The organism is Mycolicibacterium tokaiense, from assembly GCF_010725885.1.
Classification (GTDB): Bacteria; Actinomycetota; Actinomycetes; order Mycobacteriales; family Mycobacteriaceae; genus Mycobacterium; species Mycobacterium tokaiense.
Genome location: NZ_AP022600.1, coordinates 773,664 through 795,562, shown reverse-complemented (window position 1 = coordinate 795,562; position 21,899 = coordinate 773,664). Strand labels below are relative to the sequence as shown.

General features: G+C 67.9%; 15 protein-coding genes. 7 read left to right on the top strand and 8 right to left on the bottom strand.

The window, feature by feature from the left end; all coding sequences use genetic code 11:
* Positions 1-27: 27 nt before the first annotated feature.
* The gene (locus G6N58_RS03805; protein WP_174904650.1) at positions 28-2,661 is read left to right on the top strand and encodes a LuxR family transcriptional regulator; all 2,634 of its coding nucleotides are present in this window, start codon (positions 28-30) and stop codon (positions 2,659-2,661) included.
* Here the strand turns inward: G6N58_RS03805 and G6N58_RS03800 are convergent.
* Positions 2,658-3,512: an SDR family oxidoreductase gene (locus tag G6N58_RS03800; protein ID WP_068918647.1), complete on the bottom strand. Its 855-nt coding sequence runs from the start codon at positions 3,510-3,512 to the stop codon at positions 2,658-2,660. The two genes, G6N58_RS03805 and G6N58_RS03800, sit on opposite strands and share 4 nt — an antisense overlap.
* Before the next feature lie 126 nt (positions 3,513-3,638).
* Between G6N58_RS03800 and G6N58_RS03795 the strand changes: the two genes are divergently transcribed.
* The 3 genes from G6N58_RS03795 (at position 3,639) to G6N58_RS03785 (ending at position 5,575) form a co-directional block, all read left to right on the top strand.
* Entirely contained in the window at positions 3,639-4,154 is a 516-nt protein-coding gene (locus G6N58_RS03795) for a GNAT family N-acetyltransferase (protein ID WP_115279657.1), read from the top strand.
* Positions 4,151-5,269, top strand: a complete 1,119-nt coding sequence (locus G6N58_RS03790) for an LLM class flavin-dependent oxidoreductase (RefSeq protein WP_115279658.1) — start codon at positions 4,151-4,153, stop codon at positions 5,267-5,269. The genes G6N58_RS03795 and G6N58_RS03790 overlap by 4 nt, the downstream gene beginning before the upstream one ends.
* Before the next feature lie 108 nt (positions 5,270-5,377).
* Positions 5,378-5,575: a hypothetical protein gene (locus G6N58_RS03785; RefSeq protein WP_115279659.1), complete on the top strand. Its 198-nt coding sequence runs from the start codon at positions 5,378-5,380 to the stop codon at positions 5,573-5,575.
* 42 nt (positions 5,576-5,617) lie between these two features.
* Here the strand turns inward: G6N58_RS03785 and G6N58_RS03780 are convergent, their stop codons facing one another.
* On the bottom strand, positions 5,618-6,361 hold the full coding sequence (locus G6N58_RS03780; RefSeq protein WP_232067721.1) for an MBL fold metallo-hydrolase: 744 nt from the start codon (positions 6,359-6,361) through the stop codon (positions 5,618-5,620).
* Positions 6,362-6,452: 91 nt separating this feature from the next.
* Here G6N58_RS03780 and fgd point away from each other — a divergent pair, with 91 nt between their 5' ends.
* The gene (gene fgd / locus G6N58_RS03775; RefSeq protein WP_083230912.1) at positions 6,453-7,463 is read left to right on the top strand and encodes a glucose-6-phosphate dehydrogenase (coenzyme-F420); all 1,011 of its coding nucleotides are present in this window, start codon (positions 6,453-6,455) and stop codon (positions 7,461-7,463) included.
* Here the strand turns inward: fgd and G6N58_RS03770 are convergent.
* The 5 genes from G6N58_RS03770 to G6N58_RS03750 form a co-directional block, all read right to left on the bottom strand.
* Positions 7,366-9,183, bottom strand: coding sequence for an ArnT family glycosyltransferase (locus G6N58_RS03770; RefSeq protein WP_232067720.1), 1,818 nt, complete (start codon positions 9,181-9,183; stop codon positions 7,366-7,368). The genes fgd and G6N58_RS03770 overlap by 98 nt on opposite strands.
* A complete protein-coding gene (locus tag G6N58_RS03765; RefSeq protein WP_115279660.1) occupies positions 9,170-11,077 on the bottom strand; it encodes a hypothetical protein in 1,908 nt (635 codons plus the stop codon). The genes G6N58_RS03770 and G6N58_RS03765 overlap by 14 nt, the downstream gene beginning before the upstream one ends.
* A 2-nt stretch (positions 11,078-11,079) precedes the next feature.
* Positions 11,080-12,528: a glycosyltransferase family 2 protein gene (locus G6N58_RS03760; RefSeq protein ID WP_115279661.1), complete on the bottom strand. Its 1,449-nt coding sequence runs from the start codon at positions 12,526-12,528 to the stop codon at positions 11,080-11,082.
* Complete coding sequence (locus G6N58_RS03755) at positions 12,525-13,991, bottom strand: PhoX family protein (protein ID WP_115279662.1); 1,467 nt, start codon at positions 13,989-13,991, stop codon at positions 12,525-12,527. Before G6N58_RS03755 ends, G6N58_RS03760 begins: the two co-directional genes overlap by 4 nt.
* Before the next feature lie 217 nt (positions 13,992-14,208).
* Positions 14,209-15,702, bottom strand: a complete 1,494-nt coding sequence (locus G6N58_RS03750; RefSeq protein WP_115279663.1) for a hypothetical protein — start codon at positions 15,700-15,702, stop codon at positions 14,209-14,211.
* Between the two features lie 497 nt (positions 15,703-16,199).
* Between G6N58_RS03750 and pta the strand changes: the two genes are divergently transcribed.
* Both pta and G6N58_RS03740 read left to right on the top strand, forming a co-directional pair.
* Positions 16,200-18,278, top strand: coding sequence for a phosphate acetyltransferase (pta, locus tag G6N58_RS03745; protein WP_232067719.1), 2,079 nt, complete (start codon positions 16,200-16,202; stop codon positions 18,276-18,278).
* Entirely contained in the window at positions 18,275-19,471 is a 1,197-nt protein-coding gene (locus G6N58_RS03740; RefSeq protein ID WP_115279665.1) for an acetate kinase, read from the top strand. The genes pta and G6N58_RS03740 overlap by 4 nt, the downstream gene beginning before the upstream one ends.
* A 70-nt stretch (positions 19,472-19,541) precedes the next feature.
* On the opposite strand, the gene G6N58_RS03735 is transcribed toward G6N58_RS03740, so the two are convergent.
* The gene (locus G6N58_RS03735) at positions 19,542-21,893 is read right to left on the bottom strand and encodes a serine/threonine-protein kinase PknG (RefSeq protein WP_435406169.1); all 2,352 of its coding nucleotides are present in this window, start codon (positions 21,891-21,893) and stop codon (positions 19,542-19,544) included.
* Positions 21,894-21,899 lie beyond the last annotated feature (6 nt).

Below are 21,899 nucleotides of genomic sequence, written 5' to 3'. Positions count from 1 at the left end.
AGGGCGTCCGGCGTCTATCCTGAGCGCGTGATCAGCGGTGACGCGCTGACCGGTCGGGACAGTGAACTCACGGCCATGCGCCGGGCACTCGGCGGTACGGGCAACCTCGCCGGAGTGGTGATCGCCGGTGCCGCCGGAGTCGGCAAGACCCGGCTGGCCCGCGAGCAACTCGCGCAGGCCGCCACCACCGGTGTGCGCACCCGCTGGGTCGTCGGGACCGCGTCGGCGCGCCCTATTCCGCTAGGGGCCTTCAGTGCAGAGCTGGGTGACACGATCACCGAACCCGCCCCGAGTGTGCGGCGGGTGATCGCCGCGCTGGTGGGCCGGCAGCGCGCCGCCAAGGTGCTGGTGGGTATCGACGACGCCCACCTGCTCGACGGCTTCTCCGCGCACGTCGTGCACCAGCTGGCCCAGACACGCGAGGCGCGACTGGTGGTGACGGTGCGCTCCGGCGTGCCGGCCCCGGACGCCATCAAGGCGCTGTGGAAGGACGGTCTGCTGGACCGCCTGGACCTCGAGCCGCTGTCGCCGGAGTCCACCAGGTTGATGGTGGAGTCCATCCTGGGCGGACCCCTGGATGCGCGCAGCGCGGCACGGTTCTGGAAGCTGACCGGAGGCAATGCGCTGTTCCTCCAGCAACTGGCCAAGGACCAGGCTTCGGCGGGTCATCTGCGTCAGGTCGCGGGGGTGTGGAGCTGGCCCGGACCGGTGGCGGTGTCGCAGAGCATGAGTGATCTGGTGGGAAACCAATTAGACCAGCTGCCAACGGATTTGGCCGCAGTGGTCGACAACCTGTCGCAGTGTGAGCCGCTGGAGGTGGAACTGCTGGCCGCCCTGGTGGGGCGCGGCAACCTCGAGATCGCCGAGCAGATGCACCTGATCACCGTCGAACGCACCGGGGCCGCCCTGCTGGTGCGGCTGGCCCACCCGCTGTTCGGTGAGCTGCGGCGGGCACGCGCGGGGGAGATGTACCTGTCGAAGGTTCGCGGCAGGCTGGCCTGCCGGCTGTCCGCGGACGACGAGCCGCAGACCGTGGTGCGCCGGGCGTTGCTCACACTCGAGTCCGACCTGCCGCCTGACCCCGGGCTGTACCTGGAGGCCGCGCGGCACACCATGCGGCTGCTGGATCTCGATCTGGCCGAACGCTTTGCCGCCGAATCCGCGAAAGCGGGTGTGGGGGAGGCGGTCGAGATCCGGGCCGTCAACCGGTTTCTGGCCGGTCGCGGGCCTGCCGCCGAGGAGTTGCTGCGCGAGCTGAGTGGCGACGGTGACCGGGACCGCCACCGCTGGGCGGTGCTGCGTGCCGCCAACTCGATCTGGATGATGGCCGATCCCCATGCGGCGGCGGACATCCTGGCGGCACTGGCGGCCGGGCCGGAGACCGACACCGAGCGGATGTCGCGCTACTCGGTGGAAGCCGGTCTGGACGCGGTACTGGCCCGGTGCGCTGACGCCGAGCAGAAAGCCAGGGCCGCACTGGATTCGGGTTTGCTGTCGGACTCAGAGCACATGCTGGCCTCGGTGGCCCTGATGATGGCCTGCGGTGCGCTGGGCCACGCCGAGGACATCTCGCCGGCGGCGAGGGCCGCGTTGGACCGTGCCGCCAACTCCCATGAGAGTGCCCACATGCGGTTCTGGTTCGGTGGGGTGTACGCGCGGGCGTGCCGTCTGACCGGGCGTATCGAGGACTGCACGCGCGCTGCAGAGGTGCTCTCGGAACTGGCCAGGGACATGCCGGGGCTGGCGTATGCGAACCTGGTGTTTCTGCTCGGCAGCGCCGAGCTGATGCGTGGTGACCTGCAGGCCGCCGCGCGGCTGCTGCACGAAGCATTGGCCGGTGTCGAAAACCACGGCATCACAACGGGTTTGCGGCCGGCATGCGCGTTCGCCCTCACCGAGACCCACGCCAAGTTGGGGCAGGCCGATGCGGCCGCGGAGATGCTGACCGAGGCCACCAGGGTGGTGCGGCCGGATTTCCTGTTCATGCAGACGGGTCTGGCCACCGCGAGGGGCTGGGCGCTGGTGGCGGGGGGTCGGCTCTCGGAGGCCATCGACACCGTGCTGGCCGAGGCCAAGGTGGCTGCCGACCGGGGGCAGCTCACCCATGAGCTGGCGTGTCTGCAGGCCGCCACCCAGTGGGGTGCCACCGAGCACCTGCCCGAGATAGCGGTCCGCGCCCGGACGCTGGCCGGCCTGTTGCGGCTGCCCTTGGCCGATGCCGTTGCGCTGCATGCCGAAGCGCTGCACCGCCGGGACGGCGAAGGGCTGCTGCAGGCCTCGCATGCGTACCAGCTGCTGGGTGACCGCGCCACGGCGGCGGATGCCGCCGCGCAGGCTGCCGTCATCCTCACCGGCGCACAATCTCGCAGCCGCGGGTTGTTCGCGGCCTCCATCGCCGCGCAACTGGCCGCCGACTGCGGGGGCCTGTCCACCCCCGCCACGCGGACTCCGCCCACCCCGACACCGTTGACCGGCAAGCAACGGGAGGTGGCCGAACTGGTGGTGGCGGGATTGTCCAACAAGCAGATCGCCGAGCGCACCTACAGTTCGGTGCGCACCGTCGAAGGGCACATCTACCGCGCCTGCCAGCGGGTCGGCGCCTCGTCACGCGACGAGCTGGCCGAGATCCTGCGTCGGGGCGGTTACGGCACCGTCCGTTAGTCCTCGACCACCCCGATGGCGGTCTGCGCACGCTGCTCGTAGGCGGCGCGCGCCGTGGCGTCGAACTTGAGGAACACGTCGTCGTTGCCGAACTTCTTGGTCAGCCAGCGCCTGCCCCTGGGAGGCAACAGCGAGGTGAGCAGACCGACGAAGCGCAACGGCCCCGGCACCGAGAGGTGGGTGATCTTGGGGTTGTCGAGCGCCTTGACCACCCCCGCGGCGATTTCTTCGGGCTGCACCGGCTTCTGGGCACCGGTGTTCTTGGTGCCCGAGGTCAGGTCGGTGTTGGTGAAGGTCGGCATGACGCAGGTGACGTTGACGCCGTGCGGGGCGAATTCGTCGGCCATCGCGGTGGTGAGGCCCACGACGGCGAATTTGGTACCGGCGTAGACGACCTGCCCGGGCAGCGCGATCAACCCCGCGAGCGAGGCGATGTTGATGATGTGGCCACTGCGGCGCTTCACCATCTCCGGCAGCACCAACTGGCTGCCGGTCAGGACACCGTAGAAGTTCACCTCGACCGAGGTGCGGATGGACTGCTCGGACGCGTCCAGGAACGGGCCGATGGGCATCACTCCGGCGTTGTTGATCAGGACGTCGATGTGGCCGCCACCGTCGGCGCGGGCCTTGTCGAGGAACACCGCGAATGACTCCCGGTCGGTGACATCCACCGGATATCCGCTGACCTGGCCCAGGCGGTTGAGTTCGGTGACCGACTTGTCCAGGACTGCGACGTCGCGGTCCCCGATGACCACCCGGGCGCCCCGGGCCAGCAGCGCCTTCGCGGTGGCCAGGCCGATTCCGCGGGCGGCGCCGGTGATCACGATGGTCTTACCTCGGATGTTGTCCATGGCGCCGAACTTTACACCTGTCAAGTTTTGGCAGACAAGCTCCTGAACTGACTTTTGTTTTACTCACCACGAATCGAAGGGCACCCCAGGAATGCGCGCGTCGGCCCGACGTTGGACCCTGGAGTGATGACCGGTGAAGAGCTGCGCTTTGTCGCGGTCGCGCAGGGTGATGCGCTGGCCGGGCCGCTGCTCGCCGAGCTGGCCGCGGAGTACTCGCAGCGCTACGGCGGCACCGAGGAAGCGCAGCTGCGCAGCCTGCGGGACCACCCCGCCGATGACTTCGCTCCGCCGTGGGGTGGGCTGTTCATCGGGGTGGGAGCCGACGGGACCCCGCTCACCGGCGGTGCGTTCCGGCGATTCGGCGACGTCGACGGTCAACTCACTGCCGAACTCAAGCGGATCTGGACATCGCGCGGCGCACGCCGGCGGGGGCTGGCCACTGCCACGATGGCCAGACTCGAAGCCGAGATCGCCCACCGGGGCTACCGCCGGATCTACCTGATGACCGGCGACCGGCAGCCCGAGGCCGAGGGGCTCTACACCTCGCTGGGCTACCAGCGGCTGCCCGCGCCGCTGACGGGACGCGGTCCCGTGTATCCCGTTGCTTTCGCCAAGGTCCTCACCCCGGAGGTGTCCGCATGAGCGTGCCGTTGTCGATCCTGGATCTGTCCCCGGTCAGCGCCGGTTCCGACGTCGCTACGGCGCTGCGCAACACCGTCGACCTGGCCCAGCACGCCGAGCGGTGGGGCTTTCACCGGTATTGGGTGGCCGAGCATCACTTCGTGTCGGTGGCCGGCTCGGCGCCCGCAGTTCTGATCGGCCAGATCGCCGCCGCCACCAACACCATTCACGTCGGCGCCGCGGCGGTGCAGCTCGGCTTCACCACCGCCAGCGCCGTGGTGGAGAGCTTCGGCATGCTCGCTGCGTTCCATCCCGGCCGGATCGATCTCGGGGTCGGACGCTCCGCGCAACTGCGCACCGAAGCCCAGCGGCAGCCGTCCGGAAATCCGGTGCGGCAGACCGAGTGGCGGGACATCGACGGCGTGGTGGTGCCGCCACCCGTGGACGTCGGCGCCCTGATGCGCAGTGAGCGGCTGCAGGCCACGACGGCGCTGCTGCAGCAACCGGGCGCGGTGGCACCGGATTTCGCCGACCAGGTGGCCGACATCCTCGCCATGATCGACGGCACCCACACCGCCTCCGGCTTCGACGTGCACGCCGTGCCCGGGGAGCGTAGCGGTCTGGTGCCGTGGGTGTTCGGCAGCAGCAAGGGCCAGAGCGCCCGGGTTGCCGCCCGGTTCGGGCTGCCGTTCGTGGCCAGTTACCACATCACTCCGGCCACGGCACTCGACGCAATCCAGTTCTACCGCAACGCTTTCGAGCCGTCTGCTGCGTTGACACGGCCCTACGTGGTGGTGTCCGCCGATGTGCTGGCCGCCGAGGACAGCGCGACTGCGCACCGGCTGGCCGCCAGCTTCGGGCACTGGGTCTACTCGATTCGGGCCGGCGGCGGTGCGGCGCCGTATCCGGATCCGGAGACGGTGCCACCGCTGACCGACGAGCAGCAGGCCGCCGTGCTGGACCGCACGGCCACCCAGTTCGTCGGTGATCCGGCTTCGGTGGTCGAGCGGCTGACCACGCTGCAACGCGTGACCGGTGCGGACGAGTTGGTGATCACCTCGGTGGCGCACGATCACGCCGACCGGCTGCGCAGCCATCAGCTGATCGCGCGGGAGTGGGGAGCGACGCCTCCCTGAACAGTTATTACAGTGTCCGTCGCAAGAAGCGGGCATGAACTGCAACTTTGGGGGTATATTCTGTATTCAGCAAATCATTGACGCAGATCGTGGGGAATCGGAGCGCAGTTGCCTACAGTCACCCGGATCGCCGGGAGCCTGATCGCCCTGGCGGTCACCATCGTGGTGTGCGTGGTACTGGCCGTGATCGTCGACGGCTGGATCGCCGCCATCGTCCTGCTGGTGGGGGTGTGGGTGCTGCTGAACGCCGCCATTGTCATGCGGGCGCGCGGGCGCAGCGCACATCGCGAGGATTCCTGGCGGTGACGCGCTGATCAGTTCACCACGGGCACAGTGGTTTTCCGCAGCTCAGCGCGCCAGGGCCTGCTCGGCCATCGCACGCACCGGTCCGCGCCAGAGATCGCCGTGGCCCGGGATCAGCACGTCCGCCTCCAGCGCAGCGATGGTGTCCAGGCTACGGGCGCAAGCCAACTCGTCATGATTGAACACCGGATGTAACAGCTGCGGGCCCAGCCGGTTCGAGGTCGGATGGCCGGTCACCAGCGCGTCGCCGCTGACCAGGATCCCGTCCACCAGATACGAGCAGTGTCCGCCGGTGTGGCCGGGCGTTGCGACGATCTGGGGTGCGCCCGGCAGCGTCGCGGCGATGTCCGCGGTGAGTGCCGCGGCGGTGGGGATGCCGTCGTGCACAAAAGCGCCCTTGCGCGCGATCTCCAATGACCACAGCAACCACCGCGGCCGCCACGCCTGCCGGATGACATCCAGCGGCGTGGCCTGTTCCAGATGGTCGCGCCGGGCATGTCCCACCTCGTCGGCGTGGCAGTACACGGGTGTTCCGTGCTGACCGGCCAGCCAGATGGCCGTGCCGAAATGGTCAATATGAGCGTGTGTCAACAGGATTGCGCGCAGATCGCCGACGTCGTAGCCGAGTGCGCGGATGCTGGAGAGCACCTCCTGCCGCTGCGCGGGATACCCGGCATCGATCAGGATCAGGCCGTCGGCCCCCGTCACCAGCGTCCAGTTCACCAGGCGGGTCTGCGCCAGATACACGCTGTCGCCCACCTGAGTCAGATCGTTTCCCCGAGCCCCCACGCCACGCAGTGTAGCGGCGTGCTCGTGCCGACGCCCGAGGCAAAGCGGCACCGCCGACGGCCACGGCCCCGCCGAGGAGTAGAAAGGAAAAATGGCTGAACTGAAACTGGGGTACAAGGCGTCGGCGGAGCAGTTCGCGCCGCGTGAGTTGGTGGAGCTGGCGGTGGCCGCCGAGGCGCACGGGATGGACAGCGCCACGGTCAGTGATCACTTCCAGCCGTGGCGCCACGAGGGCGGGCACGCGCCTTGGTCGTTGGCCTGGATGACCGCGGTCGGGGAGCGCACCCAGCGGCTGCAGCTGGGTACCTCGGTGCTGACCCCGACGTTCCGCTACAACCCGGCGGTCATTGCGCAGGCGTTCGCCACCATGGGGTGTCTGTACCCGGGACGGATCTTCCTCGGTGTGGGCACCGGTGAGGCGCTCAACGAGATCGCCACCGGCTACGAAGGGGAATGGCCGGAGTTCAAGGAACGCTATGCCCGGCTGCGCGAGTCGGTGCGCCTGATGCGCGAGCTGTGGCTCGGTGACCGGGTGGACTTCGACGGCGACTACTACAAAACCAAGGGGGCCTCGATCTACGACGTGCCCGAGGGCGGTATCCCGATCTACATCGCTGCGGGCGGCCCCCAGGTGGCCAAGTACGCCGGCCGCGCCGGCGACGGCTTCATCTGCACCTCGGGCAAGGGCGAGGAGCTCTACAAGGACAAGCTCATCCCCGCCATGCGCGAAGGTGCCGAGGCGGCGGGCAAGAACCCCGATGACGTGGACCGGATGATCGAGATCAAGATCTCCTATGACACCGATCCCGAGGCGGCACTGGAGAACACCCGCTTCTGGGCGCCGCTGTCGCTGACCGCCGAGCAGAAACACTCCATCGACGACCCGATCGAGATGGAGAAGGCCGCCGACGCGTTGCCCATCGAGCAGGTCGCCAAACGCTGGATCGTGGCCTCCGATCCCGATGAGGCCGTCGCCAAGGTCAAGGACTACGTGGACTGGGGTCTCAACCACCTGGTGTTCCACGCACCGGGTCACGACCAGCGCCGCTTCCTGGAACTGTTCCAACGGGATCTGGAACCCCGCCTGCGAAAGCTGGGCTGACCTCGTCCTCGGAGTCGGGCGGTTTCCCGGTGAACCGGTAGACCCGGAACCGCTCGTCCCCGGTGGCGCCGTACACCGACAGCACCAGCCGGCCCAGGCCCGCTCCGTTGTCCCACAGCTGCGGGTACCGGACGTTCAGTGCGTCGGCGTCGCTGATCGCGGGGTTGCTCGCCACGATGTAGCGGATGCCGAAGTCCCACGGCCGGTTCATCACTGCGGTGAAGTCGTAGTCGCTGGTGATCACGAACTGCTTCGGGTTGTCTGACGCCAGCCACACTCCCCAGGTGTTGAACGAGTCCATCAGCACCGACCCCGGCGGCAGGTGCCGGTTGTCGAAGTATGCCGCCAGCGTGCGATCGTTGACCATCAGGCGTCGGTACCACTGCTCCTCGGGCGGATGCGCCGCGGGGTCCAGCAGCGACTGGAAGCCGAACTGCAACTGCTGGTTGCCGATTCGCGAGTCTGACATGGCAAACACGGTCACGGGAATACCCACCACCAGGGACAGGGATATCAGCGCCGCGCCGAGACGGGCGGTGATGTCCCCCGTGCGCCAGGGGCCGGGTGCGGCTGTGCCGGCCGGCGTCCACAGCGCCAGTGCCACACAGATCACCAGTGGGATGGCCAACAGGTAGAAGCGGAACCACCCGAAGGTGGTCGATGAGTACTGGCCCGCCGCGGCGAACGCCAGGACACCGCCGAACACCAGGGCCGGTGCCAGCGCGGCGATGTTGCGGCGCAGCAGTGCCAGCGCCACTGCCAGCGCGATGGCCACCAGGACGAAGGGCTGCATTCCCAACAACCGGGCGGCGATCACCACCCAGTCGTCGGAGGCCGCCAGCGCAGCGGGCCCGCCGCGTTCCATGGCTGCCGACACCTGGCTCTCGTTGCCGTACTGCGACGTCAGTGTCGCGAACAGTTCGCCGGTGACCACCCAGCCGGTGAGCGCCCAGATCAGGAAGACCGACACCAGGGGGAAGCCCACGATGAGCACTGCGAGCAGGGCGGAGTTGATCCTGTCGCGCAGCGGTGCCGCCGACCGCAGGAACGTTGCCGCGGCCACCAGCAGCGCCGCGCCGAATGCAGCCGGAATCACCTCGTAGCGGGCCAGATAACCAAGACCCAGAGCGATCCCCGCCCAAGCCAGGTCACCCACCCAGTTGTTGCCCAGCCAGCGCATCAGGTGGCGTACACACCACAGCAGGAAGAACGCCTGCGCTGCCTCGCTCATCCCGGAGGCGCCGTAGACGATGATCATCGGCTGCAGCGCGAACGCCGCCACCGCCAGCCACCGCCACCAGGTGCCCACCTCGCGGTCCAGCGCGATGCGGCGCACCATCACCGCCGCACCGGCCATGAACAGAGCACTCTGCACCACTGCAGCCAGACCGTGGGTCTTGAGCGCGGGCCACCAGCCGCTGAGTTGCAGTACCGGGATCTGTACCAGGCTGGGCAGCGGATTCCACACGAAACCGATGGCGGACAGGTGGGGCTGTCTGCTGTAGAGGGCATAGCCGGCGTTGGCCACGCGGCTGGGTGCGTCGGGGTCGAAGAGGTTGTAGCGCAACACCAGAACGGCGCCTACGGCGAAGTAGAAGACGGACAGCACCGCGAAGAGTGCGACACCCCAGATGCGTTTCGGTGCCCGGGCCCGCCCGGTAGCGGCGTCCTCGGCGGGGGACGCCGCAGCCGGTGGGCTCAGGACATCAGTGGCCGGCACGCCGTCGCCGCAGCACAACGAACGCCAGCGCCGCCAGCACCGCGGCGCCGCCGGTGGCGATCGATGCCCAGGCCCACCACTTCCAGCCGTCGCCGGGGTATTCGTTGGTCATACCGCCGCCCTCGTGCAGCGTGAGATTCAGGGAGTCGCCTGCCGCGCCGGTGGCCACCACGTCACCGGTGAGCGATGCCCACCGGTTCGGCAGCCCGCGGATGTAGTCGAAGCTGGCCTCCACCAGCGCCCAGTCGTCGGTCCCGGTGACCGCGAGCACGGTCCGGTTGTTGTGTGTGAAGGCCTGCACCACACCGACTCCGCCCTGCAGGTCGATGTCGGTCTCCGGACTTCCCGCCACGTCCACCGAGGCCTCCGACGACGGCAGCAACGGGGCCCGCATTCCGGCTGCTGCCAGCTCACTGCCGCCGGTGACCGCCAGCAGGCCGGTGCCAGCCGTCGCGGCCTCGGCGAAGCTGGTGATGTGTGGCCGCAGTGGCATCGAGCTCTGCTGACCCATCAGATTGATCGCCTGGGCGGCGAAGTCCAGATGCCCGGGCTGGTCGAGAGCCACCTCGAAGTCGGGGTTGAATGCCATGGGCAACACCGGGAATCCGCCCCGGTTGCGGCTACCCGGGGTGACGGTGATGGTGGACTGCGGGTCGAGTGCGAAGCTGATCCTGTCGTTCAGCGGCGCGCATTCCTGACGCGGTGTGTACCGCAGTTCCAGGGCCATCCCGACATTCGAGGTGATGTCCTCGGCGGGGATGTCACCGGTGATGTCGAGGACACCGGACTCGTCGAGCTTCTGGGTGGCCAGCACGGTTGACCCGGAACGGATCAGCACCGAGGCATCGCCTCCCACCACCGGGGTGTAGCGGGCCTTGAGGTGCACCTTGGCGTTGGTGATGGAACCGACGCCGAATGTCGCGACGTCAAAACCGGCGTACATGGTGGTGAGGCCGAGAACCGACACCTGACCCGTCATGCCCAGCTGCTCGAAGGTCTTGATGTTGGACAGCTGTGCCTGCTCCTGGCTCGCGGTGAGTACCACGGCAGAACTGTTCTGCGCCAACCCGAATCGGCGGTCGGCGAACAGTTCCACCTGTTGTTGCAGCTCCGGGCCGGAGCCGGAGATCACCAGCTGTGCATCGGGGGAGTCGGCGTTCTCGACGGTGATCCCGGGTGCGCCGTCGCGGATCACGATGGTCCGGTGGGCGTCCCGGCCGGTGTCGGCCCCGGGGTCGCCCGCGGTGTCGACGTCGATGCGTACCGGCATCGGCCGGTAGAGGTGGGTCAGCTTGGCCACCAGGTCCAGCGCGGCCTGCTGTTGGTCCTCGGTGGGTTCGGAACCCACCTGGATGGTGATCCGGTCCAGGTAACCGGGCAGGAAGTCCGCCACGGTGCCGGGATCCGGCGCGGTGCCCGAATACGTTGCGGCGAGTTGACTCAACGTCACCTCGGGAGGTTGGACACAGCTGTCGACACGCTGATTGGCGAAGTCGCGCAGCCGGAAACTCAACCTGGCGACGCCGTCGACCACCTCGGCCTTGGAGATATCGATGGTGAAGGGCACGGTGGCCAGGTCGGCCGGGATCGCGATGGTGGCAATCACCACACCGCGGGAATCCACCACATCGATGCGGCCGTCGGTGTTGACCACGGATCCGATCTGACCGGTGAGCCGGGCCGGGGACACTCCGTCCGGCACCGGCATCTCCACGTCGGTGGGCTGATTGGCGCCCAGCAACTGCATCTGATCGGACAGTCCGAGCTGATTCCATCCGATGGCCGGGGAGGTGCTGGGTGCGGCGTGGGCAGTGCCGATCGATGGCAGGGCCAGCGCGGCCGTCATGGCGGCGGCGCCGACCGTACACACGATGCGGCGAAGGGCGGGTTGCACGGTTACTCGTCTCCGTCGGGTCTTGCGGTGGCGACCGCAGAATGGTGTGAGGTGAGGGGGTTGTGGGTGAGGCCGTGCACGGTCTTCTCCCAGAAGAACGGCCGGAAGATCAGTTGGTAGATCGCCTTGATCGCAGCGACCGACTGCAGCAGCCAGTACAGAGGGACCAGCAGGGCGGCCCACCAGTGGTACGGCTTGCCCAGTTCATGGCTGACCACCAGTCCGACGAACATCGCCATGGGGGCGACCACGATGAACAGCGTCAGGCACAGGTAGTAGGTGAAGGGCGGGAAGAGGAAGCTGACGAACGGCGGCCGGCCGGCGATCCAGCACAGCAGCGCAAACCAGAACAGCAGGTTGAAGGCATTGCCCAGTGGCACAGCGCCGGTCATCGTGATCAGTCGCAGGATGGCTTTGGTGCCGATCTCCCGGCGCAACGCAAGGGGATGGCGCAGGTGCACCATCATCGTCTGGAGGTAGCCCTTGTACCACCGCGAGCGTTGCCGGATCCAATTGACGACGTCGGAGTTGGCCTCCTCCAACGTGACCGAGTCCAAGATGATGGTGCGGTACCCGTACCGGGCCAGGCGCACTCCGAGATCGGCGTCCTCGGTGACGTTGAACTCGTCCCAGCCGCCGACTTCCCGCCACACCCGGGTCGGCATGTGGTTGGAGGTGCCGCCCAGCGGTACCACGCAGCGGGCATCCTGGATGGCGGGCAGCACCACGCCGAACCACTGGTCGTATTCCAGGGCGAACCACCGCGTCAGCAGGTTCTGATTCTCGTTGAAGTACCCGAGCCGGCTCTGCACACAGCCGACGTCGTCGGGTGCACGTCGCAGGGCCACCACCGCGCGGCGCAGTTGCAGCGGCTCGGGAATGTCCTCGGCGTCGTAGATGGTCATCATCTCACTGCGCGGATCGGCAACGGACATCCCGTAATTGCACGCCTTGGGCTTGGTGCGGGGCTCACTCGGCGGCACCAGGACCACCCGGACGGACTGCAGCACTATGTCCGCGACCGCGAGCTGGGTGGGTAGGTCGTCCTCTTCGATGAGCAGCAGTACTTCCAACTTGTCCGCGGGGTAGTCGAGTCGGCCGACGCCGGTGAGCAGGTTCTCCATGATGGTCGGTTCGTTGAACACCGGCAGAAGCACTGTGTAGAACGGCAGTTGGTCATCCGGCACGGCTCTGGCGTCCTCATCGCTGACCGTCACCAGCGACGGTGAGGTGAAACCCTTGATCAGCAACCAGTTCCGGTCCAGCGACGTGATGAGATAGCAGATCGCGATCACGGTGGTGATCACCGCGGCGGCCCCGTTGGGCACCATCAGGAAGGCCGCCGCGATTAGCGCGGCAACCACGGCGATGCGCACCATCGACCGGCGGTCCAGCACAGTGCGCGCGGACAGATGCGGCGGCAGTTGCGCCGTCGCGTACTCCTGACTCATGCGCGGGAGTGCTGGTGCAGCAGCATGTCCACCACGGCCTCGGTGTCGGCTCTGGCCAACGGGTTCACCGCACCGGGGTCGGAGGGTTGCTGACGCAGTGTCCACAATGCGGGCTCGATGAGCGCGCTGCGCACCGACAGCGGTTGTGGTGCAGGCGCGGGCATGTTGCGGGTCTGACTGGTCAACACGGTCACCCGCTGGTAGACGTCGCCGCTGCGCCAGACCCAGGTGACCGCGTCCCAGTTGGGGGTGTCACTGGTGGTGGCCGCGTCGGCATCGCTGTGCGCGGACTTGATCCCGGCCGGGGCGTCGGCACCGGCGTCAAACGGTGCGTAGTTCACCGGAACCGCGGAGGGATACCAGACCGCGTCCGAAAAGTCCTGCAGACGACCCAGATCTGGTGAGGTCATCACGTCGACCACGGTGTCGTAGGCATCGGATCGGGCGGTCACCCGATAGCGGACCAGGCTGGCGTCGGGCCCCAGGAAGCGGGTGATGAACTCGAAGCTCTCGCCATCCGTGAGTCCGCTGCTGTCCACCCAGCCCGGGGCGGCATCGGCCACCGGCTCAGGTCGGCTCAGGGGCAGCTGGATGCACAGCATCACGAGGGCGGCGACCACCAGGACGGCGTAGGACTGCGGTCGGCACGAGGGCAGTGGCAGCGGCGAAGTCGCGATGTCCGGATCGCTTCGGACCCAGGTGATCCGGTGCAGAGCGAGGACCACCACCACGGGGACGGCGCCGGCGGCGATCAGCACGGTGACGTACAGGCCGACCCCGCCGAGCAGCAGGACAGTGGCGGTGGAGGCCACCATGTTGGCCAAGGTGACCGCCAGGCGCACCCGCAGAGAGACGAATCGGGATGCCAGGTACACCGCGATGGTGCCGATGGCGGCCGAAACCATGGCGATGGCGGTATCGGATCCGCCGAACTGGGCAGTCACCAGCATGAACGGCATCGCCGGGGCCAGCACCAGACCCAGGATCCAGACATTCCACATCCGCAGGACATGGCGGGCAGAGAAGACCACGGTGCCGCAGGCGGCCACCCACACCAGCAGCCCGAGGTTGTCGAGGTGCCACAGGGCAGCCATGGTCGGCAGTCGATGCTGTATCAGGATGATCGCGGCGAACCCGCCGATGCACAGCAGAGCGGCGGCGATCCAATCTGATTCGGCGTCGATCACGCCACGAGGTGCTCGGCTGTATCCCGCGGCCACCAGACCCGCCAGCACCGGCGCCACCACCAGATAGGCAGCCTGAGAGCCACCGGCGGCGGTGCGACCCAACTCGGCGAGATGGACGAAGTAGGCCACAGCGGTGACGAACAGGATGAACCAGATCCTGGCCCACAGTTCGGGATTGACGCGGGACCGGGTGGGGAGTACCGCCTGTTCGAACTCCGCCATGTCGACGCGGCCGTCGGCAGGGTCGGGACGATAGAGGGGCAGATCGATCGACATGTTCCCAGTTCTCGGTACGAGTCGGGTCGGGGCGACCGCGACTGTGGGCAAGTGGGTGGCACTACAGCTGGCGCACGATGTTGATCGTCGGAAGCTGACCAGCATCGTTGCGCTACGTCTGGAATAGTACTGACTAGCTCGTAAAAATGCCAGAGCTAGCGAAACTAGCAAACAAATGGCATGCCCTGCAGGGTGCCGGGCGTCGCCCGATTGGCCGTCAGGAGGGTGAAGAGCCCACGGCAAGCAGTCGCTGTACCACCACGTTGGTGCTGGCCGCGACAATCGGGTCCAGCGCACCGGCCTGCAGCTGCTGCTGGCGGGTCAGCCACAGTGCGGGCTCGACCACGAGGTTGTGCACGGTCAGTGGCCGCGGTGCGGGGGCGGGCACGCCTCTGCTCTGGCTGGTGACCACCGTGACGCGCTGAAAGGCATTGCCGGAGTGCCAGATCCACGTCACAGCGTTCCAGTTCGGCGCGCCCTGCACCTGCGCGGCATCGGCGTCACTGTGCGCGGTCTGAATTCCGGCGGGCGCAGGCCGGTCTGCCGCGGGGGCAACGTCGTAGGGCCGGTAGTTCACCGGCGCCGTGGACGGATACCAGACGGCATCGGAGAAGTCCTGCAGGCGGCCGAGACTCGGTGCAGTCATCACGTCGACCACGGTCTGGTACTCACCGGCGCCACCGAGCGCACGGTAGCGGGTCAAAGTGGCGTCGGGACCCAGAAAATCGGTGATGAAGTCGAAATTCTCGATGGGATCCAGCGCTGCCTCGGCCACCCAGTCCGAGGGGGCCTCCGCCACCGGCGCGGGCCGGGCCATCGGGAGGTGGGCCCAGAACATCGCGGCCGCGGCGAGGATGAGCGCCACATAGGAGTGCAGCCTGCGCCTGGGCAACCCCGCGGTGGCCGCGGAGGTTCCGGTGTCCCGCGCGCCGGGCACCAGCCGATGCGCGGCGAGCACCACGAGCACCGGGACGGCGCCGGCAGCCAGCAGCACGCGGACGTAGAGCGAGGCCTCGGCGAGCAGCAGGACAGCGGCGGCGGACAGCGCGACGTTGACCACCGTGATCAGCAACCGCGACCGCAGATCGGCCCACCGGGTGGCCAGGAACACCGCGAGGCTGCCCAGGGTTGCCGTCGTCATCGCGATGGCGGTGTCAGTACCGCCGAACTGGGCGGTGACCAACAGGAACGGTGTCACCGGCGCCAGCAGGAGGCCGACCGCCCAGACATGCCACATCCGCAGGATGTGCCGCGCCGAGAACACCACCATGCCGGAGGCGACGATCCACACGATCAACCCGACGTTGTCGAGGTGCCACAGCGCCGCCATCGTGGGCAGTCGGTCGCCGATCAGCCAGATGGTGGCGAAACCGCACACCGCAACCAGCAGGGCGCCGATCCAGTCCATGTCGGTGTCGTGTGCACCCCGAGGAGCGCCGACATATCCCGACGCCACCAGGCCGGCGAGGATCGGTGCCACCAACAGATAAACCGATTGAGAACCGTCGAACGCGGCGCGTCCGATCTCGGTCAGCGGGACGAAGTAGGCCAGGGTCCCCAGTGCCAGGACAAACCAGACCCGCGCCCAGATCTCCGCCCGGCCGGGACGGTTGGATGTTGACTCGGCAAAGATCACAGCGCCGCCGTTGACATCGCTGACAACCTCGATGCGGGGGGAACTCGCACTGAACGCCGGGGAGTCGGTGGGCATACTCTCTGTCCTGACTACGTGCCACGGCATTCGTGGCAAAGGCCTACAGTACGCGACCTGCGACCCGTGCCAGCCAAGACGATGCTGTGGATCGCGTGTCGATTCGGCATCGATGTCGATGCCGGAATGCCGCCGGCTCCAGGGTCTGGATGCCGACAACCGCGCGCGGCGACCGGGGCAATTGCCTCGTTCTGCCGCGCTTCCCCCGAGGCGCAGTCACCTGGACGCCTTCGCTCGCAGAGGCCGCGAGCGCGCTTCCGGGCAACGATCGTGCTGGTGATGCCTGCCGCCGCACCGATCGCCGGGTTTCCTGCTGGCTGACTCAGTTTCAGCATCATCTGGTACCCGGCAACTCCGATCGGCGAACTGGCAAAAACGTTAGCCTACGCAGTTACAGCAAACACACGAGTTGCATTGTGATATGAGTCACACCGGAGCGGAATGGTCTCGAGTGGGGTGCGCTGGACCCGTTTCCGCTGATGCGGGAGGCTGTAGGGGTGCCTGAGGCCCCGGGATTCGCATCCAGTATCTACATCGCGTCCCCGGAGGGGGACACCGGCAAATCCACCATCGCTCTGGGGATCCTGCACCGGCTGACCGCCACCGTTCCGAAGGTGGGTGTGTTTCGCCCCATCACACGGCTCGGGGAGGAACGTGACTACATCCTCGAGCTGCTCCTGTCGCAGACGTCGGCCGGCCTCACCTACGAGGACTGTGTGGGCGTCGGGTACCAAGAGCTGCACGAAGACCCTGACTCCGCGATCGCCGAGATCGTCGATCGTTTCCACCGGGTCGCCGACCACTGCGACGCCGTGCTCATCGTGGGCAGCGACTACACCGACGTCGCGAGCCCCAGTGAGCTCAGCGTCAACGCCAGGATCGCGGTGAACCTCGGCGCTCCGGTGGTGCTGGCGGTGCGCGCCAAGAACCGCACTCCCGACGAGGTGGCCCAGGTGGTGGAGTTGTGCCTGGCCGAGCTGCGCCACCAGCACGCGCACACCGCCGCCGTCGTCGCCAACCGGTGTGAACCGCAGGACATGGCGGCGGTGGCCACTGCCCTGGAACGCTTCGAACCCGCCGCCTACGTCCTACCCGAGGACAAACTGCTGGTCGCCCCCTCTGTCGCCGATCTGCGCGCCGCGGTGAGCGGCACCCTGATCAACGGCGACGACGCCCTCCTCGGGAGAGAGGTGCTCGACGTCCTGGTGGCGGGGATGACCGCCGAGCACGTGGTGGAGCGGCTCACCGAAGGGGTCGCGGTGATCACCCCAGGGGATCGCTCGGACGTGGTGCTGGCCGTGATGAGTGCGCACGCCGCCGACGGCTTCCCCTCGCTGTCCGCGGTGATCCTCAACGGCGGCCTCGCCCTGCACCCCTCGATCGCGGCGCTGGTCGACGGGCTCCGGTTGCGGCTACCCATCATCGCCACCGACCTCGGCACCTTCGCGACGGCCGGCGCGGTGGCCGGTGCCCGGGGGCGGGTCACCGTCGATTCGGCGCGCAAGATCGACACCGCGCTGGAGTTGATGGACCGCCACGTCGACACCGCCGAGCTGCTCGCGCAACTGGCCATCGAGATGCCAGCGGTGACCACCCCGCAGATGTTCGAGTACCAGCTGATCGACCGGGCCCGCGCCGACCGCAGACGGATCGTGCTGCCAGAGGGCGACGACGACCGCATCCTCAAGGCGGCGGGACGGCTGCTGGACCGTGGGGTGGCCGAGCTGACGATCCTGGGCGAGGAGTCGGCGGTGCGGGGCCGGGCCGCCGAACTCGGCGTGGACCTCTCCGACGCCGTGGTGCTCGACCCCCGCACCAGCGAGCTGTGCGACCGGTTCGCCGAGCAGTATGCCGAGCTGCGCAAGAAGAAGGGCGTGACGCTGGAGCAGGCCCGGGAGATCATCCACGACGTCTCGTACTTCGGCACCATGCTGGTGCACAACGAGCTGGTGGACGGCATGGTCTCCGGCGCGCGGCACACCACCGCGCACACCGTGCGCCCGGCATTCGAGATCATCAAGACCCAGCCGGACGTCTCCACGGTGTCGAGCATTTTCCTGATGTGCCTGGAGGATCGGGTGCTGGCCTACGGCGACTGCGCCATCGTGCCCGACCCCACCGCCGAACAGCTTGCCGACATCGCCATCAGCTCCGCGCGCACCGCCGCCCAGTTCGGCATCGACCCCAGGGTGGCCATGCTGTCCTACTCCACCGGCACCTCGGGCACCGGTGCCGACGTCGACAAGGTGCGCTCGGCCACCGAGCTGGTCCGCCGACGCGCCCCGGAACTGTTGGTGGAAGGCCCTATTCAGTACGACGCCGCCGTGGAACCCTCGGTGGCCGCCACGAAGATGCCCGACTCGCCGGTGGCGGGTCGGGCCACGGTGCTCATCTTCCCGGACCTCAACACCGGTAACAACACCTACAAGGCGGTGCAGCGCAGCGCCGGCGCCATTGCCATCGGCCCGGTGCTGCAGGGGCTGAACAAACCCGTCAACGACCTGTCCCGGGGAGCGTTGGTGTCCGATATCGTCAACACGGTGGCCATCACCGCGATCCAGGCGCAAAGCAAGTGAGCGACCAGCGCACCGTTCTGGTGCTCAACTCCGGCTCCTCGTCGGTCAAATTCCAACTCGTACAACCCGATACCGGAACCTCGGTCGCACACGGAATCGTCGAGCGCATCGGTGACGACAACGCTTCGGCCGCACTGGTACTGGGAGGCCGGGACTGGGGCCGTGAGACACCCATTGCCGACCACGAGGCAGCGCTGCGGACAGTGTTCGAACTCTTCGACGAGGCCGGCGCGCGGCTGGACGAACAGGGTCTGATGGCCGTCGGGCACCGAGTGGTGCACGGGGGACAAGACCTTTACCGACCCACCGTCGTCGACGACGCGCTGCTGGCCACCATCACCGAGCTGTCCCCGCTGGCGCCGCTGCACAATCCGCCCGCCGTGCTCGGCATCACAACCGCACAGAAGGTGCTGCCCGACGTCCCGCACGTGGCCGTCTTCGACACCGCGTTCTTCCACGACCTGCCCCCGGCCGCCGCCACCTATGCAATCAGCCGGGACGTGGCCCGGGAGTGGAAGATTCGCCGCTACGGCTTCCATGGGACATCACACCAGTACGTCAGTGAGCGCGCCGCGGAGTTCCTGAACGTGCCGCTGCAGAGCCTCAACCAGATTGTGCTGCACCTGGGCAACGGCGCCTCGGCCTCGGCCATCGTGGGCGGGCGCCCCGTCGACACCTCGATGGGCCTGACCCCGATGGAGGGCCTGGTGATGGGCACCCGCAGCGGTGACATCGACCCCGGCGTCGTGATGTACCTCTGGCGTACCGCGCAGATGTCCGTCGAGGACATCGAGACCATGCTCAACCGCAGCTCCGGCGTCCAAGGTCTCGGCGGTGCCACCGATTTCCGGGAACTGCACCGCCAGATCGACGCCGGCTCAGAAGACGCCGGCTTGGCCTATGACGTCTACATCCACCGCCTGCGCAAGTACATCGGCGCGTACCTGGCACTGCTCGGCACGGTGGATGTCCTGACGTTCACCGCAGGTGTCGGTGAGAACGATGCGGCGGTGCGCCGCGACGCGCTGTCCGGGCTGGCGCCGCTGGGTATCGAACTCGACGAACACCTCAATGACAGTCCCGCCCGCGGGCCCCGGATCATCTCCGCCGACCGGTCACCCACCACCGTGCTGGTGATCCCTACCAACGAGGAACTCGCGATCGCCCGCGCCTGCGTCGACGCCCTCACCTGACAGACCGGCCCAAACCGCCGTTTGGGGCGGGTTTTTTCGAAAAGAATCCGGCATTTTGTCGGTTTCGGCGTCAGAAGGTGGACATCGGGCGCACCGTGTTGGCCATGTCGACGAGAGCGTACCGATGGGCCTGGGTGGGGGCCACCCGGGCCAGCGCCCGCAGCGACGCCTCCACGCCCTGCTGCAGGCCGTGCTGGGTGAACGGGAACCCCAGAATGTGATTGCTGTTGGCCTCGTTCTCGGCGATCCAGTCCATCGCGGTGCCCAGCACCAGCGCCCGCAGCTGCAGCACCCGCGGCTCGCTGTCGGGCAGGGCTTCCACCCGGCGCGCCGCGGCCCGGATCTGCGCCTCGGTGAGCTCGTTGGTGGAGCGCCCGGACAGCAGCGTCACCGCGCCGGTCAACCGCGCTGTGGTGAAATGCCGTGAGGTGGCCGGCACCTGGTCGAGGGTGCGCACCGCGGCCTCCCGGTCACCGTTGGCCGACTGCGCCCGGGCCAGACCGAAACCGGCTGAGATGACGCCGTTGTCGGTGTTCCACACGGTGCGGTAGAACTGCACTTCGTCGGGGTCGCCGGCCAACTCGGCCGTCGCCGCCAGCGCGATCTTGGGGGCGGGCTCGCCGGGCAGGGTGTCCAGCACCTCGGTGAAATGCTTGATGGCCGAATCGTAGTCGGCGTTGAGCAGGTCGGAGACGGCGCGGAACCAGACCAGCCGCCACCGCCAACCCACCCGCTCGGCCAGATCGTCGAGTTTGCGGGTGGCCTTGGCGACGTCACCGAGATCCAGCAGCGCCCGCACCTCCATCAGCGGCAATTCGGTGGATTCCGACAGGTCGATCTCGTCGGAGTCCAGCGTGCCGTGCCGGGCTGCCCGCAGCGAGTCCAGCGTCTGCACCGGCTGCGAAAGTACCGTCGCACTCAGGACTTTGGCGCCCACGTCGGCCGGATCCACCAGCGGCACCGGCAGTGCGGTCACGATCTCGGCCGCCGTCAGCTTCTCCGAATGCGGTTTGCCGTCGTAATAGACGTCGGTGTGTGCCACCAGCAGATCCACGCCGAAGGTGGAGCGCGAGGGTGAGAACACCGTCGACAGGCCCGGCCGCGGAACCCCGGTGTCGCGGGCCACCACCTCGCGCAGCACACCGAGCAGCTGGCTGGACATCTCGTCCGCGCTGGCGAACCGGCGCCGGGGGTCGGGATCGATGGCGCGGCGCAGCAGGCGGGCGAAGCTGTCGTACTCGGTGAGCACCGGGTCGCCTTCGGGCAGCCCGTCGACGTAGCGGCCCCTGCGGGTCTTGAGTTTCAGCGTCAGTGCCGCAAGCGTCCGGCCCACGGTGTAGATGTCGGTGGCCACCGTCGGTCCGGTGCGCACGATCTCGGGCGCCTGGTACCCCGGGGTGCCGTAGAGGTAGCCGAACGAGTTGATGCGCGACACCGCACCGAGGTCGATCAGCTTGAGCTGTGAGGCGGTGAGCATGATGTTCTCGGGCTTGAGGTCGTTGTAGCACAACCCGATCGAGTGCAGGAAGCCCATCGCGGGAAGGATCTCCAGCATGTAGGCGATCGCCTGCGCCACCGGCAGCACCGAACCCTTGGGCTGCTTGAGTGAGGTACCGCCGACGTACTCCATCACGATGTAGCCGACGGGCTCACCGTGAGAATCGGGATGCTCGACGAAGTTGAAGATCTTCACGATCGACGGGTGCACCACTTCGGCGAGGAACTGCCGCTCGGCCATCGCGATGGCCTGGGCCTCGGCATCACCGGAATGCACCAGACCCTTGAGGACCACCGGTCTTTCGTTGACGTTGTGGTCCACCGCCAGATACACCCACCCGAGACCGCCGTGGGCGATGCAGCCCTTGATCTCGTACTGATCGGCCACCATGTCGCCGGGTCCCAGCTGCGGCAGGAACGAATACGGGCTACCGCAGTGCGGGCACCATCCCTCCGACAGTGCCTTGCCGTCGGGGGTGGAGCGGCCGACGGGCTTGCCGCAGTTCCAGCAGAACCGTTTTGACTCTGCCACCACCGGATTGGTCATCAGTGCGGCCAGCGGATCGATCTCCGGGACCCGCGGAATCTCCACCAGGCCGCCGCCTAGACGGCGGGTGGGCGAGATGGCGCGGGTCAAGGTGGTGCTGGTGTCCTCCGGCTCGGTGCCGCCGCTCGAGACGTAGGAGCCTTCGGAGTCGTCGTCGAAGTTGGGCCGGAAGATGGCCTGCGTGGCCATCGGTCGTGCGGTGGACCCCGAATCGAAGAGAAACTCCGCCGGTTGCGTACCGGGTCCTTCGTCGTCGAAGCCGTCCGGCGACTCCGGTGCCTCTTCGTCACTGGAGCGCTCCGACCGGCCGGTGTCGAACAGCGCCGTCAGGTCCTGCCGCATGGTCGGCGGACCCTCGTCGATTTCGCCTTCACCCATCCGACT